Origin of the sequence: Actinomadura verrucosospora (assembly GCF_039540335.1) — a bacterium.
In the GTDB taxonomy this organism is placed as follows: Bacteria; Actinomycetota; Actinomycetes; order Streptosporangiales; family Streptosporangiaceae; genus Spirillospora; species Spirillospora verrucosospora.
Genome location: NZ_BAABEV010000006.1, coordinates 235,534 through 250,366, shown reverse-complemented (window position 1 = coordinate 250,366; position 14,833 = coordinate 235,534). Strand labels below are relative to the sequence as shown.

Here is a 14,833-nt window from a genome sequence, read left to right as displayed (position 1 = left end):
GTGTCACAAGATCCGGACATCTTCGGCACGAGACCATGACGGTCCGGCGGAACCGTGGAGCGCATGTCGCTCGTGCTGCTCCCGCCCCGCCGTCAAGCGCCGCCCGCCCCGCCGGGCCCCCGCCGGCCGCGCGCCCTGCCCTGGCTGCTCGCGGCGGGCGTGCTCGCGCAGGCGGCGGTCCGGCTGTGGTTCGCCTGGTCGCGGACGGGCCCGGCCGCGAACCCGGACGAGACCGGCTACCTGCTCGCCGCCCGCCTGCTGGCCGGCGGGCCGGGCGGGGACCTGTCCGGGAACACCTTCTACCAGGGCGGATACCCGCTCCTGCTCACCCCGGCCTTCTGGTTCTCCCACTCCCCCGCCACGGTCTACACGACCGTGATCGCGATCAACGCGGTGCTGGGAGCGGCCCTGTTCCCCCTCGGGTACGCGGCGGCCCGCCGCCTCGGGCTGGCCCGCCGGTCCGCCCTGCCGCTGGCGTTCGCGGCGGCGCTGCTGCCCGCGACGACCTTCTTCGGCGCCTTCGCTCTCGCGGACGCCGTCCTGCCGGCGCTCGTCCTGGCCTGGCTGCTGGCGCTGGACCGGTTCGTCCGGAACGGCCGGGCCGGGGACGCCGTCCTCGCGAGCCTGGTCGCGTCCTTCACGGCGGCCGTGCACACCCGGGGAACGATCCTGCTCGCCGTCCACGCCGCCGCCCTGGTGGTCATGGCTCTGCCCGGGCGCCGGAAGGCCCGCGCCGCGCTGGCCGGGGGCGCGGCCGCGCTCGCCGGCTACGCGGCGGGCGCGGCGCTGAACGCGCACGTCCGCGCCGAGCTGTATCCGCGCGGCACGCGGGACCTCGCCGGGATCCTGACGTCCCGGCTGACCACGGTCCCGGGGCAGGAGTGGGCGCTGTCGGGCGCGGCGGGGCAGCTCTGGTACCTGATCGTCTCCACCTGGGGCCTGGCGGGGGCCGGGCTGGTGGCCGTCGCCGCGGTCCTCGCGCGGCGGCGGACTCCAGCCGCGGACAGGATCATGGCGGGCGTGCTGCTCGCCGCCACCTGCGGCATCGCCTGCGCGTCCTCGGCCGCGCTGCCGGACGAGCACCGCGTGGGCAACTTCGCCTACGGCCGCTACCTGGCGTGCGTGGCGCTGGTCTACGCCCTCGCCGGGGCCGCGGCGCTCGGGCGCCTCAGCGCGGGCCCGGCGATCCGGGTGGCGGCGGCGAGCGCCCTCCTGCTGGAGGGAGCCGCGCTGTGGGTCACCGCCTACGCGGGCGAGCGGCTCCGCACCCACGTCTTCATCGGCTTCGACTTCCCCGAGGTCACGTTCCTGACCGCCGACCGTGGCGCGCTGCACCTGCACGAGGCGACCTTCGCCGCCCTCGCCCTGCTCGGCGGCCTGCTCGTGCTGACCAGGCCGAGGACGGCGGCCGTGGCGGCCGTCGCGATCGCCGGGGTGAACCTCGCGGCGCTGACGTTCGCGATGGGGCCGCACACCCGGCGCGTCCCCGCCGAGTCCCCGCTCCCCGGCCCGGCCTCAGGCGGGGTCGTCACGGACGCGTCGCTCCACTGGGCGGTCAGGACCGCGCTGATGTACCCCGTGTGGTGGACGCGCATCGGCACGTTCGACACCCGCGCCGGACGGCCGCCCGCGCCGGGCGTGTGCACGGTCGTGGTGCCCCTCCCGGACGGGACGCCGCCCGAGGCGTCCTGGCCCGCCCATCCGGCGGGCTGGCGGCCGCACGCGGGACGGTTCTGGTCGGTGTCGTGGGCGGCCTGGCACGACCCGTCCTGCGCGGGCCCGGGTCAGTAACGCGTCACCAGCGCGATCCGGTCGTGGTCGATGAGGAAGCCGTCCGAGACGAAGGTGACCTCGCCGCCGTACTCCAGCACCGTCTCGATGACGTGGTCGACGACGTCGTCGACCACGTCCGCGCCCTTGAGCACACCGGGCATGCCCTCCACCGGGATCAGCTCGCCCTTGGTCCGCACCGCGGGCGCGTAGTAGCCGCGCTCGACGACCAGGTGCTCGCCGCGGCCCTCCTCCACCAGCTCCGTCACCTCGCACAGCCCGCCCGCGTACCGCTGGATGCTGCGCGCCGCCTCCAGCTCCGACAGCACGCCGACCTCGCGGAGGTCCTCGTAGGCGGCGAGCGCGGGCCGGGCGGCCTCGGCGAGCGCGCTCGGCGAGGCGCCCTCGAAGCTGCCGTCGACGCGTCCCGCCACGGTGACGTGCGGCCCCGCCACCTCGTCGAAGACCGCCTGGTGCCGGGTGACGCCGGCGACGATCAGCGGACGCCGGTCCCGCGCGAGGACGCGTTCGAGGTCGGCCGCCACGTCCCGCATGGTCTGGCGGCGGCGCTCGCCCTCGCCGCCCTGCGCGGCCCGCCGCGCCTGCCGTCCGGCGCTCGCCTCGTCGATCGGCTCGGGCTCCACGGGGAAGCCGCCGCGGGCGTACTCGGTCAGCTCCGCGCCGAGTCCGCTCCACAGCCGCGTCCGATGGTCCGACAGCGACAGCAGCCAGTAGCGCGGCGTGCGGGTGAAGTCGGCCACGAGGTCGCGGGTGGCGAAGCCGGTGTCGACGACCACCCGCTCGTCCACGGGCTGGCCGATGGCGAACGCGTGGTGCTCGCCGTGCGGGGCGGCGAACAGGACCAGCGCGTCGGAGCCGTGCCGCGGGTCGACCTCGCCCGCAGCGCGCTCCAGGCCCCGGACGACGTCGTCGGCGGCGTCGGACTCCACCCTGGGGTCGTCGTGGAGGCGGCGGCGCACCTCGCCCAGCAGGTTCCGCAGCCGGATGCGGTCCTGCCGGCCGTCCCGGGCGGAGCGGTGCGTCGGCATCAGCACCGACACCGCGGGATACGGCCTCGGCTTGCGCAGCCCGGACAGGGTGACGGCGTCCATGATCCCCCGATCGTCGCTCTTCATCCTTTCTGTCTCTTTTGTAGCGACCTGTCGGTAAATGAGGTGTAAGGCCTGTCCGATTTGCGGGCCGGGACGTCAGCCCGGCGTGATGAAGGCCGTCTCGTAGGCGAAGATCACTGCCTGGGTCCGGTCGCGGGCCTGCATCTTGGCGAGGATGTTCCCGACGTGCGTCTTCACCGTCTGCGGGCTCACGAAGAGCTCACCGGCGATCTCCGCGTTCGAGTGGCCCTTGGCCATCAGCCGCAGCACGTCCCCCTCCCGCTCGGTCAGCCGGCCGTGCCAGGCCGCGCCCCCGCCGCCGGACGGCCCGTGCCGCCCGGCCAGCTCCCGGATCGCCGCCGGGAACAGCAGGCTCTCGCCGTGCGCGACCATCCGGATCGCCTGCAGGATCTCCTCCGGCCGCGTTCGCTTGAGCAGGAAGCCGTTGGCGCCCGCCTTCAGCGCGTCGTAGACGTACTCGTCGTTCTCGAACGTGGTGACGACGATGATCCGCGGCGGCTCCGGCACGGTGGCGAGGATGTGGCGGGTCGCCTGGATGCCGTCGAGCCGCGGCATCCGCACGTCCATCAGCACGACGTCGGGGCGCAGCCGCCGCACCTCGCCCGGCACCTCGGTCCCGTCGGACGCCTCGCCGACGACGGCCAGATCGTCCTCCGCGTCGATGATGGCGGCGAGCCCGGCCCGGATCAGCCGCTCGTCGTCGACCAGCAGCACCTTGATCGTCATGATCCGGACCTTAGCGGCAGCGAGACGCGGAACCGCCACCGATCGCCGTCGGCCCCGGCGCTCATGTCGCCGCGCAGCACGGTGACGCGCTCGCGGACCCCGCCGAGGCCGCGGCCGCCGCCGTGCCCCGCGCCCTCGCCGCGGGTCGCGCCGAGCGGATTGGTCATCTCGACCTCCAGCCGTTCCCCGTCGGTGCCGAGCCGCAGCCGCACGGGCACCTTCCCCGCGTGCCGCAGGGCGTTCGTCAGGCCCTCCTGGACGATCCGGTACGCCTCCCGCGACACCGCCGCCGGGACGTGCTCCACCTCCGGGTCCACCTCGGCGTCCAGCGCCACCCCGGCGATCCGCGTCTGCTCCAGCAGCCGTCCGAGGTCCTTCAGCGTGGCCTGCGGGGCGGGACGGGACCGGTCGTCGCGCAGCAGCCCGAGCACGTGGTCGAGGTCCTCCAGCGCGGCGCGGGCCGAGTCCTCGATCGCGGCGAGCGCCTCGCGGGCGAACTCCGGGTCGCTGTCCAGCACCCGCCCGGCCGCCCCCGCCTGCAGGGTCACCACGCTGAGCGCGTGCCCCACCGAGTCGTGCAGCTCCCTCGCCAGCCGGTTGCGCTCGGCGAGCCTGACGGCCTCGGCCCGCATCCCCTCCAACCGCTCGGCGGCGGACGGCCCGAGGAACACCGGCGCCAGCCGGGCCAGCAGCGCGCCCGCCCCCACGATCAGTGCGAGCAGCAGGACCAGCGACCCCAGCCCGATCAGCGGCGCGGGCCACTGGTGCCAGGCGTCCTGCCAGCCCCAGGACTGCAGGAACCGGGTGTCCCAGCTCACCGCCGGCGCGATGAGCATCACGACGGCGGCCGGGGGGAGGACCAGGCTCAGCCCGCTGACCACGACGCCCGTGCCGAGGTGCAGCGTGAACCACGCGGCGGTGCGGCCGCGGCTCTCCCAGGAGCCCGCGGAACCGGGCACGAGCCCGGTGGCGGGCCCACCGAGCAGCTCCTTGGCCAGGGAGCTCTCCAGCAGCCGCACCGTCGGCACGAGCCCGGTGACGAACGTCGCGGCCGCCGGCATGACGACCAGCATCAGCACGCCCTTGACCAGGCTGTTGCCCATCGGCACCAGCGGGGTCATGCTGATCGCCAGGAACCAGTACGGCATCAGCAGCGCGCCGCCCACGACGAGGTGGGACCAGCGCCGCCAGGTCGTCCGCTCGATCAGCGGGCGGAGCACACGGAGCACGCCCTGATCCTGACAGAACCGGCGGCCCGGCCACTCCCCCGCGCGGGGGAGGCCGCGCTCACGCGTTGTCCTTCTCTCCGGCGGCCTCTCCGGCGGCGCCCTCCCCGGCGGTCCCGCCGGAGGCGCGGTCGCGCTCGGCGAGCTTGGCTAGGCGCGCGTTGTAGGCGGCGAGCTCGTCGTCCTCGGGACGCCCCCCGGCCTTCGCGGCCCGGTCGGCCTTGCGGTCCATGCGCCGCGCCTGCCGCTGGTCGTGGACGTACCACTGGAAGGCCAGCACGATCAGGACGATGAACGTCGGCACCTCGCCGAAGCCCCACGCGATGGCGCCGCCGGTGTGCTGGTCGTGCAGGATCGTGGTGCCCCACGGCGGGTCGACGGAGGTGTACCAGCCGCGGGCGAGCGCCTGGCTCATGTTCATCAGGGCGATGCCGAAGAACGCGTGGAACGGCATCGTGACGAACAGCAGCAGCAGGCGGGCCGGATACGGCAGCTTCCGCGGCGCCGGGTCGACGCCGAGCAGCACCCAGAAGAACAGGGAGCCGCTGGCCAGGAAGTGGACCGTCATCGCGACGTGGCCGAGATGGTTGCGCATCGCGGCCTCGAACAGCGGCGTGAAGTACAGGACGAACGTGCTCACCACGAAGACGAGCGTCGCGACCGCGGGATGGGCGATCACCGCGAGGTACCGGCTGTGCAGCACGGCGGTGAGCCACTCGCGCGGGCCGCGGTCGCCGCGCACGCGGGCGGGCCTGAGCGCCCGCAGCGCCAGCGTCACCGGCGCGCCGACGACCAGGAAGATCGGCGTCAGCATGTTCAGCACCATGTGCTGCGCCATGTGGACGCTGAACAGGATCGGCGCGTACCTGGCGACGCCGGTCTGGGTGACGGCCGCGATCGTCAGGAGCCCGATCAGCCAGGACGCGGTGCGCCCCCAGGGCCAGGAGTCGCCGCGCCGCCGCAGCCGGACGACCGCGGCGAGGTAGAGGCCCCCGAGGACGACGATGAGGGCGGCGAAGAACAGGTCGAACTGCCCCAGCGTCAGCAGCCGGACGGGGGTCACGTGCGGGGGCATGTCGTAGCCGAGCAGCGACTTGACCGCGGACTCCGACTCGGCCGGGGCGGGCGGCGCGGTCCGGGCCAGCGCGACGGCCAGCCCCATGGTGGCGCCCATCACCGCGGCCTCGACGGACGCGAACCGGGCGAACGCCCCCGGCCTGCCGTCCGCCACCGCGGGCAGCGTCCGCGTCCGGTGCCACCAGCCGAACCAGCCGAGCACGCAGAACGCGATGATCTTGCCGAGCGCGAGCCGTCCGTAGTCGGTCCCGACCATCTCCCGCGGATCCGGCAGCCGGGCGATCACGTTCACCAGGCCGCTGGCTCCGACGACGACGTAGCACCACAGGGCCATGCGGCTGAACCGCTCCGCGACGAGCGGGAGCCGGTCGCGGCGCAGCAGCGCGTGGGCGGCGACGACGGCGAGCCCGCCGACCCACGGGGCGACGGCGGCGACGTGCAGGGCGACGCCGGTCGTCGCGGTGGAGTGGTTGGCGGCCGAGGCCGAGTGCCCGGTGAGCGGCGCGGGCAGCAGGGCGATCCCGGCCAGGGCGAGCAGCCCGAACGCGGCGGCGGGCGTGGTGGTGGTGCGGGCCAGAAGCGCCACCACGACGGCCAGCAGCACCACGACCATGAGGGCGGTGCCCTGCGGCAGCGAGCCGACGTAACTGCTCAGCTCGCTGCCGGTGAGGACGTCGCCGACCGGCTGGCCGAGCACGTCCGCGACGGTGAACACCAGCGTGGCCGCGGCGGCGGCGGCCCAGGCGGCGGCGATCCAGGAGGCGGCGTTCAGGTAGCCGAGGGCGTCCCCCGACAGCCGGGGCGCGGCCCGCCCGCCCTCGACGGGCAGGAACGCGGCCGCGGCCAGCAGCGCGCCGACGGTCAGCGCGGACAGCAGGTCCATCGCCGCCCGGGAGACCGGAAGCCCCCACCGGGTGAGGGCGCCCGCGTCGCCGAGGCCGGGAATGACCTTCTCGGTGACCGAGCCGCCGAGGACGAGCCCGGCCACCAGCAGGACGGCGCACGCGGCCAGGGCGGCCGCCCCCGCCCGCCAGACGGCCAGGCTCGCCTTATTCACCGCCGGTGGCCGCCTGGTGCTTGCGCTTGGCGCGGAACACGATGCCCACGCCGATGCCGACGCCGACGAGCAGGCCTCCGATGATCAGCACCCACAGGAGCATCCCCGAGCCGGAGTCCTCCTCGGCCGCGTCGTTCTCCTGGTCGGCCTTGAGCGGCCGCTCGTCGGAGTTGGCGGCCGGGCCCGTCTGCTCCTCGGCGCCGACCCCGCCCGCGGTGGGCGCGGACGAGGCGGCCGGCGGGGCGCCCGCGGCGCCGTCCCCGGTCACGCTGAACGTCAGGTCGTTGCCCTCGATCGGGTGCCCGTCCTCGCCGACGACCCGGTAGGCGACCGTGTAGGAGCCGGCGGGCAGCGGACCGGACAGCTTCTGCGTGACCTTGGTCCCGGCGCGCTCGGCGGCACCCGCCTGGAACTCCTTCTTGTTCCCGTCGCTGACGACGACCTTCGCCAGGCTGATCTCGTCACTGAAGACCAGCGTCACCTCGGTGACCGCGTCCGCGGACCTGCCCTTCTCGGGCGTGCTGCCGACCAGCTTCGTGTGCGCCATCGCGGGGGGCGCGGTGAAGGCGCCGAAGGCGAGCGCGGCGGCGGCGATCAGGCCGAGGCGGCGCAGGGGCCGGCGGGACTTGAGCATGTTCATGGAGGGCCGGGTTCTCTAGTGAGTCGAAGGGCTCCGTCTACCCTACTGAGCCCTCCGCCATGGCACGTCCCGGGTCGCGCGACGGCGCGGCCCGGGAGGAACGGCGCCGGTCAGTTGCACCCGCAGTCGCAGTCGCAGCAGTCGCACGAGTCGCAGCAGTCACAGCAGTTGCAGCAGTCGCAGCAGCTCCCGTCGCAGCCGCCGCCGTCGCAGCCGTCGAGGTGCCGGGTGCACCAGCAGCGGTCGTCGCACGAGTCGCCGTGGTGGTCGCTCCACTCGGGCTGGAAGATCCCGCAGGTGGCGCAGACCAGCGTTCCGGTGAAGCACGGGACCGGCCAGCCGGGGCGCGGCGGCCGCGGCCCCCGCCTGGACAGCTCCGCCGGAGCGGCGAAGGCGCGCTCGACCGAGCGGCCCGCCTCGCGGTCCAGCAGGGCCCGGACGAGGCGCGGCCTCTCCAGCTCCAGCTCGGCGAGCGCGAGCCGCAGCCCGTGCAGCGCGCCGTCGGCGTGCCGGCGGGCCTCGTCGAGGGTGGTGCCGGTCGCCAGGAGCGGGTTGTACGCGCCGGCCTCCTCGTCCTCGGCGAGGTCCTCGACGGCGTCGATGAGGTGGGCGAGGCGCCCGAAGAAGCGGCCCGCCTCGGCGAGCGTCTCGGCGTTGCCCTCCCGGCCCGCGAGGACGGCCGTGTGCGCGAACACCGCGGCGACGGCCGTCTCGGTCGGCTCGGTCAGGTCCAGCAGCCCGAGGCCGGGGGCCGCCTCCAGGAGCGGCTGCCGGGCGACGGCGTCGCGCAGCACCGCGGGGTCGAACCCGACGGCGGCGCCCGTGCGGCCGCCCGCGGCGTCCCACAGGTCGGCGATCCGCCCGGCCGCGGCCAGGTCGAGCCGGCGCGCGTAGGGCCCGTCGCCGTCGGCCACGTGGTCGCGCGTCTTGCCGGCGGCGAGCAGCAGGGACGCGGCCGCGGCGAGCTGCGCGCCCTGCGCCCGCGCCGTGACGACCTCGGCCGTCTTCATCCCGCGCAGGGCGCACGGTCCGGCCTTACGGCGCGGCGACAGCTCCGGAGCCTGCGCCTCCACCAGCACCGACACGAGCAGCCCGTCGTAGTTGGTGACGAGCCGGGAGGCCTGGCCGTGCTCGGCCCGCAGCGTCAGGCACAGCCCGCACAGGTGGGCCATCCAGTCCTTGAACAGCGACCCGCACAGAACATGACGGCAAGGTCTGACAACACCGAACACGACTAACTCCCCCATCTCACGCCGACCGCAGCATTATTCATGGACGCGGCGGCACGCGAAACGGTTCGGCCGGAACGGTCCGATCAGACCCCCACGCAGGTCAGGGCGCGGCGGTAGGCGGCCATCCGGGGCCCGTCGCAGGTCCCCGTCCCGGCCAGCACCTCGGCGAGGTCGAACCACGCCTGCGCGGCCTCCCGGGAGGACTCCATCTCCTCCAGGCAGGTCGCGGCCCGGGTCAGCACCTCGACCGCGCGGTCGTGCCGGCCGAGCCGCACCGAGGCCTCGCCGAGCACGGTCAGCGCCCCGGCGGTGGCGCGGCGCGGGGCGTCCCCGAGCAGGTCCAGGGCCTCCTCGGCGAGCGCCACCGCCTCGGCGGGACGGCCGAGCGCGGTCTCCGCGCGGGCAAGCTCGGTCAGGCACCAGGCCACGTCGATCTCGCCGGAGGAGCTGGCGCTGATCTCGCCGCGCACCCGGGCGAGCAGCTCGCGCGCGCGGTCGGCCTGGTCGGGCTTGGCCCGCAGCAGCAGCCCCGCGTAGATGACGCGGAGCCGGTTGAGGTTGCGGGGGTCCTCGCCGTCGCCGGCCAGCATCAGGGCCCGCTCGGCGAGCGCGACGCCCTCGTCGTACTCGCCGCGGATCTCCGCGACGTAGGCGGCCTCCCAGTAGGCGACCATGCGGGCGCGGGGGCTGCCGATCCGCTCGGCGCGCTCGACGAGCTGGGCGGCGAGCTGGCGGGCCCGGACGAGGTCGCCGCGCTCGATGAACGCCGACAGCAGCGCCGCGCCGAGGTCCACGGCGGCGTCGGTGGAGTCGGCGCCGGTGGCGACGAGGTGCCGCAGCGCGGTCTCGGCGGCCTCCACGCCCGCGCTGATGTCGCCGCGCTCGCGCAGGCAGCGGCTCAGCGCGACGTGCACCTTGGCCCAGTGGTCGAGGTCGGCCTCGGCGGACGCCTGCCCGGTCAGCGCCGTCAGCTCGGCGATCGCCTCCTCCAGCTCGCCCGCGGCCTCCAGCGCGAGCGCGTGGCCCCAGCGGGCCTGGTGCAGCATCTCGGGGAGGGCGACCGCGTCGGCGCTCGCGAGCACCTCGGCGAACCGGGTCCGCGCCTCGGCCGCCGCGCCGTTGCTGAGCGCGATCTCGGCGTAGTCGAGGGTGACGCGCAGCTCGTCCACGACGTCTTCGCTGACGCCGCTGACGAGATAGGTCGCCGAGCAGTTCAGCTTCGCCGCCAGCAGGTCGACGACGCTCGGCGCCGGAACCCGCTTGTCGCTCTCGATCAGCGAGATGTAACTGTCGGACAGCTCGGGGAAGGCGAGCTGCGCCTGGCTCACGCCCTGCCGGATCCGCAGGGCGCGAATGCGCTGCCCCAGTGTCTCCCGATCCATCGTTTGACCACCGCCTACAAGGTGCTCGCCGCGCGCAGGGCGAGGAAGAAGTCGACTCGGTCTTCAAGTCTGCCGAGGTCCCGGCCGGTGAGGTCCTCGATTCGCCGGATTCGGTACCGAAGCGTGTTCACATGGACGTGCAGCCGCGTCGCGGTGCGGCTCCAGGAGCCCGAGCAGGACAGGAAGACCTCCAGCGTGTGCACGAGATCGGCCTGCCTGGTGCTGTCGTACTCCTCCAGGGGGCCGAGCATCCGCGCGCGGAAGGACGAGCGCGTCCGCTCCGGGACGGACGCCAGCAGCCACGCGTAGGAGTCCAGGGCGGTCGCCCCGGCGGAGTCTCGCATTCGCACCAGGGCAGGCTATAGGCGGCACATCACCCTCGTCACGCTGCGAAGGCCGCGAATCACGTCCCGCCGCCCTCTCTTCACGCGGCCCCCTGGCCTCACCCGGGCCTCGGACGGCTACCCTGTGCACGCCGTTTCCGAACACCATGCTGCTGAAAGCGGAGCGCCCGTCATGTCCAAGACCCAGGCCGAAGCGGCCGACGATTCACCACCGGCGAGCGGGCGCGGGCCGCTGGAGCGGCTGTTCGAACTCACCGCGCGCGGCACCACCGTCCCGCGCGAGCTGCGCGGCGGCGTGACCACGTTCTTCGCGATGGCCTACATCATCCTGCTGAACCCGCTCATCCTCGGCGGGGCGAAGGACGTCAACGACGCGACCCTGTCGATCCCGCAGCTGACCACGATGACGGCGCTGTCCGCCGCCGTCACCACCGTGATCATGGGCCTGGTCGGGAACGCGCCGCTGGCGCTCGCCGCGGGCCTCGGCATCAACGCGGTCGTGGCCTTCCAGGCGGCGCCGGTGATGACCTGGCCGCAGGCGATGGGCCTCGTGGTGATCGAGGGCGTGGTCATCGTGCTGCTGGCGCTCACCGGGGTGCGCGAGCGGATCATGAACTCGATCCCGCTGGCGCTCAAGCACGCGATCGCGGTCGGGATCGGCGCGTTCATCGCGCTGGTCGGCCTCTACGACGCCGGGTTCGTCACCTCCAGCGCCACGAGCCCGCCGCTGTCCCTCGGCACCGGCGGCCGGCTGGAGACGTGGCCGGCGCTGGTCTTCGCGGGGACCCTGGTGCTGATGATCATCCTGTACGTGCGGCGGGTGCCGGGCGCGATCCTGATCAGCATCGTCGCCGGGACGGTCGGGGCCGTGGTCATCCAGGAGAACGCCTCCGTCAGGAAGGGCGGCTGGGGCGTGGTCACCCCGAACATGCCCGAGAAGCTGTTCGCCGCCCCCGACTTCGGGCTGTTCGGGCAGATCTCCCTGTTCGGCGGGTTCGCCCGGGCGGGAGTGATCACCGCGCTGGTCGTGCTGTTCACGCTGGTGCTGTCGGGGTTCTTCGACGCGATGGGGACGATCCTCGGCATCAGCGACGAGGCGGGCCTGGTGAGCGAGAAGGGCGAGGTGCCGCGGCTCGGCCGGATCCTGTCGGTGGACGGGCTGTCCGCCGCGTTCGGCGGGCTCACCAGCTCGTCGGCGAACACGGTGTTCGTCGAGTCGGCGGCGGGCGTCGGCGAAGGCGCCCGGACCGGCCTGGCCAACATCGCCACGGGCGCGCTGTTCGCGGTGACGCTGTTCCTCACCCCGCTGGCGGCGACCGTCCCCGCGCAGGCCGCGGCGCCCGCCCTGGTCGTGGTCGGCGCGCTGATGATGACGCAGGTCGCCAAGGTCGACTGGAACGACCTGGAGATCACGATCCCGGCGTTCCTCACCATCGTGCTGATGCCCTTCACCTTCTCGATCACCACCGGCCTCGGGATGGGCATCGTCGCCTACGTGGTCATCAAGGCCACGCGCGGGAAGCTGCGCGAGATCTCCCCCGCCCTCTGGATCGTCGCCGCCCTGTTCGTGGTCTTCTTCGCCATCCACCCCATCGAGGAGTGGCTCGGCGTCGGCTGATCCCGCTGATCCCGCGCGACCGCCCGCGCGCCGGAGACTCCGGGGAAACACGGACGCAGGGTGACCACTCCGCGACGGAACTCGCCCGTTTGCAGGTCTCGGAGGCGGTTGCAGGTGTCAAATAGTGCCGGCATGGCGTAAGCAGAAGGTAGGGCCTTACCCCCCGGCGTGAAAGGCGTGGCTGTGGTGTCCGCGGACTCTCCCTCCCACCCGTCCCCGCCAGGTCACGTCCTGCTGGCGCCTGACAGGTTCCCGGGAGCGCTGACCGCGGCGCGGGCGGCGCGGCATCTCGCCGCCGGGCTCCGCCGCGCGCGTCCCGGCGTCGCGCTGGTGGAGCTGCCCGTGGCCGACGGCGGCGACGGCACCGTCGAGGCCGCGGTGGCGGCCGGATGGCGGCGCGTCGAGGTCGAGGTGTGCGGGCCGACCGGCCGGCCGGTGACGGCGCCGCTGGCGCTGAACGGCGCCAGCGCGGTGGTCGGGCTGGCGGAGCCGTCCGGGCTGCGGCGGCTGGCCGGCGCCCGCCCGCGCCCGCTCACCGCCTCCAGCCTCGGCACGGGGCAGCTGCTCGCGCTCGCCGACCGGCTCGGCGCGCGGCGGATCGTCCTCGGCCTCGGCGGCGCCGCGTGCACCGACGGCGGCGCGGGCCTCGTCCAGGGGCTCGGGGGGCGGCTGCTGGACGCGCTCGGCAAGGATCTGCCGCCCGGCGGAGCGGCGCTGCGCTCGCTGCACGCCCTCGACCTGCGCGGCCTACCCGACATGTCGGGCATCGAGGTGGTGGTGGCGGGCGACTCCGCCGGGCCGCTGCTCGGCCGCACCGGCGCCGCCGCGGTGGACGGGCCGCGCCGCGGCGCGAACCGCGACGAGGAGCGGCTGCTGGACGCGGGCCTGCGCCGGTGGGCCGACCTGGCCGAGGCGGCGGCCCGCAAGGCCGCCCGCGACCTGCCCGGCGCCGGGACGGCGGGCGGCGTCGGGTTCGCCGCGCTCACCTTCCTCGGCGCGACGATCGAGCCCGGCCCGGCCCTGATGCTCGACCTGCTGGGCTTCGCGGAGAAGGCGCGCGGCGCGCGCCTGGTCGTCACCGGGGAGGGCGTCCTGGACACCCGGTCGCTGCGCGGCAGCGCACCCGTCCACGTCGCCCGCGCCGCCGCCCGCGCGGGCGCGCCCGTCGTCGCGGTGGCGGGCCGCCGGGGCCTCACCGGCGAGCAGCTGCGCAAGGCGCGGATCCAGGCGGCCTACGCGCTGGCCGACATCGAGCCGGACGACGAGCGCCGCGTCCGCCGCGCGGGCCCGCTCCTGGAGCAGCTGACGGTCGCGATCGCCGACGAGTGGCTCCCACGGGGCTCCCCGTAGCCCGGACCGATCCAACGGCCGCGCTCCCCGATCTTCCTTTACACAGTGTCACCGAAAGGCCCGATGCCTTGACATGGTGCACATAGCCGGGCATCGCCGCCGCCCCGCACGCTGGAGGCGTACATCCTGGTCAGCGTTGACGGAGGAGCTCCCGGTGAAGATCGGTGTACCGCGAGAGGTCAAGAACCACGAGTACCGGGTGGCGATCACCCCGGCGGGGGCGCACGAGCTCACCCGGCACGGCCACGAGGTGTTCGTGGAGCGGGGCGCCGGGACCGGCTCGGCGATCCCCGACGACGACTTCGCCGCCGCGGGCGCCAAGATCCTCGACGGCCCGGACGAGGTCTGGGCCGAGGGCGAGCTGATCCTCAAGGTGAAGGAGCCGATCGCGCCCGAGTACCACCGGATGCGCGAGGGCCAGATCCTGTTCACCTACCTGCACCTGGCCGCGTCCCGCGAGTGCACCGACGCGCTCCTGGCGGCCGGCGTCACCGCGATCGCCTACGAGACGGTCCAGCTCCCGGACCGCTCCCTGCCGCTGCTCGCCCCCATGTCCGAGGTCGCCGGACGCCTCGCCCCGCAGGTCGGCGCCTACAACCTGATGTCGTTCAACGGGGGGCGCGGCGTCCTGCCCGGCGGCGTGCCCGGCGTGGCGCCCGCCAAGGTCGTCGTGATCGGCGGCGGCGTGTCCGGCCTCAACGCCGCGCAGATCGCCGTCGGCATGGGCGCGGACGTCACCGTCCTGGACGTCGACGTGGACCGGCTGCGCGAGATCGACGCCGTCTACCAGGGCCGCCTGCGGACGCTGGTGTCCAGCGCGTACACGGTCGAGCAGCAGGCCCTCGCCGCCGACCTCGTCATCGGCGCCGTGCTCATCCCGGGCGCGCGGGCGCCCAAGCTGATCTCCAACGAGCTCGTGGCCCGGATGAAGAGCGGCTCGGTGCTGGTGGACATCGCCATCGACCAGGGCGGCTGCTTCGAGGACTCCCGTCCCACCACGCACGCCGACCCCACCTACCGGGTGCACGGCTCGACGTTCTACTGCGTCGCCAACATGCCCGGTTCCGTCCCCAACACCTCCACCTACGCCCTGACCGGCGTGACGCTCCCCTACGCCGTCCAGATCGCCGACCTGGGCTGGCGGCAGGCCCTGCGCGCCGACGCCGCCCTCGCCCGCGGCCTCAACGTCCACGCCGGCACGCTGGTCTACGACCACGTCGCCGAGGCCCACGGCCTGCCCTGCACCCCTCTCACCTCGATCCTCGACTGACGCCCTCC

General features: G+C 74.6%; 11 protein-coding genes and 1 pseudogene. 4 read left to right on the top strand and 8 right to left on the bottom strand.

What is annotated here, in order from left to right; translation table 11 throughout:
* Positions 1–63: 63 nt before the first annotated feature.
* Positions 64–1,791 (top strand): hypothetical protein, encoded by a 1,728-nt coding sequence (locus ABD944_RS09980; protein ID WP_345174638.1) that lies wholly within the window; start codon positions 64–66, stop codon positions 1,789–1,791.
* On the opposite strand, the gene ABD944_RS09975 is transcribed toward ABD944_RS09980, so the two are convergent.
* The 8 genes and pseudogenes from ABD944_RS09975 to ABD944_RS09940 all read right to left on the bottom strand — a co-directional run.
* Complete coding sequence (locus ABD944_RS09975; RefSeq protein ID WP_345174635.1) at positions 1,785–2,906, bottom strand: baeRF3 domain-containing protein; 1,122 nt, start codon at positions 2,904–2,906, stop codon at positions 1,785–1,787. The two genes, ABD944_RS09980 and ABD944_RS09975, sit on opposite strands and share 7 nt — an antisense overlap.
* A gap of 72 nt (positions 2,907–2,978) precedes the next feature.
* The gene (locus ABD944_RS09970) at positions 2,979–3,629 is read right to left on the bottom strand and encodes a response regulator (RefSeq protein WP_345174633.1); all 651 of its coding nucleotides are present in this window, start codon (positions 3,627–3,629) and stop codon (positions 2,979–2,981) included.
* Complete coding sequence (locus ABD944_RS09965) at positions 3,626–4,858, bottom strand: sensor histidine kinase (RefSeq protein WP_345174629.1); 1,233 nt, start codon at positions 4,856–4,858, stop codon at positions 3,626–3,628. The genes ABD944_RS09970 and ABD944_RS09965 overlap by 4 nt, the downstream gene beginning before the upstream one ends.
* Before the next feature lie 58 nt (positions 4,859–4,916).
* Positions 4,917–6,989 (bottom strand): bifunctional copper resistance protein CopD/cytochrome c oxidase assembly protein, encoded by a 2,073-nt coding sequence (locus tag ABD944_RS09960; RefSeq protein ID WP_345174626.1) that lies wholly within the window; start codon positions 6,987–6,989, stop codon positions 4,917–4,919.
* Positions 6,982–7,629 carry a copper resistance CopC family protein gene (locus ABD944_RS09955; protein ID WP_345174624.1) on the bottom strand — a complete coding sequence of 216 codons (648 nt, stop codon included), beginning with the start codon at positions 7,627–7,629 and terminating at the stop codon, positions 6,982–6,984. Before ABD944_RS09955 ends, ABD944_RS09960 begins: the two co-directional genes overlap by 8 nt.
* A 110-nt stretch (positions 7,630–7,739) precedes the next feature.
* Positions 7,740–8,876 (bottom strand): DUF5685 family protein, encoded by a 1,137-nt coding sequence (locus ABD944_RS09950; protein WP_345174622.1) that lies wholly within the window; start codon positions 8,874–8,876, stop codon positions 7,740–7,742.
* A gap of 68 nt (positions 8,877–8,944) precedes the next feature.
* Positions 8,945–10,243, bottom strand: a complete 1,299-nt coding sequence (locus ABD944_RS09945) for a helix-turn-helix domain-containing protein (RefSeq protein WP_345174620.1) — start codon at positions 10,241–10,243, stop codon at positions 8,945–8,947.
* 14 nt (positions 10,244–10,257) lie between these two features.
* Positions 10,258–10,590: pseudogene (locus ABD944_RS09940) on the bottom strand (PucR family transcriptional regulator); the annotation flags it as partial.
* A 169-nt stretch (positions 10,591–10,759) separates the two neighbouring features.
* Here ABD944_RS09940 and ABD944_RS09935 point away from each other — a divergent pair.
* From ABD944_RS09935 to ald, 3 genes are all read left to right on the top strand, one after another.
* Positions 10,760–12,205, top strand: coding sequence for an NCS2 family permease (locus ABD944_RS09935; RefSeq protein ID WP_345174617.1), 1,446 nt, complete (start codon positions 10,760–10,762; stop codon positions 12,203–12,205).
* A gap of 186 nt (positions 12,206–12,391) precedes the next feature.
* The gene (locus ABD944_RS09930) at positions 12,392–13,555 is read left to right on the top strand and encodes a glycerate kinase (RefSeq protein WP_345174615.1); all 1,164 of its coding nucleotides are present in this window, start codon (positions 12,392–12,394) and stop codon (positions 13,553–13,555) included.
* A gap of 154 nt (positions 13,556–13,709) precedes the next feature.
* Positions 13,710–14,825, top strand: coding sequence for an alanine dehydrogenase (gene ald / locus ABD944_RS09925; protein WP_345174612.1), 1,116 nt, complete (start codon positions 13,710–13,712; stop codon positions 14,823–14,825).
* Positions 14,826–14,833: the final 8 nt, after the last annotated feature.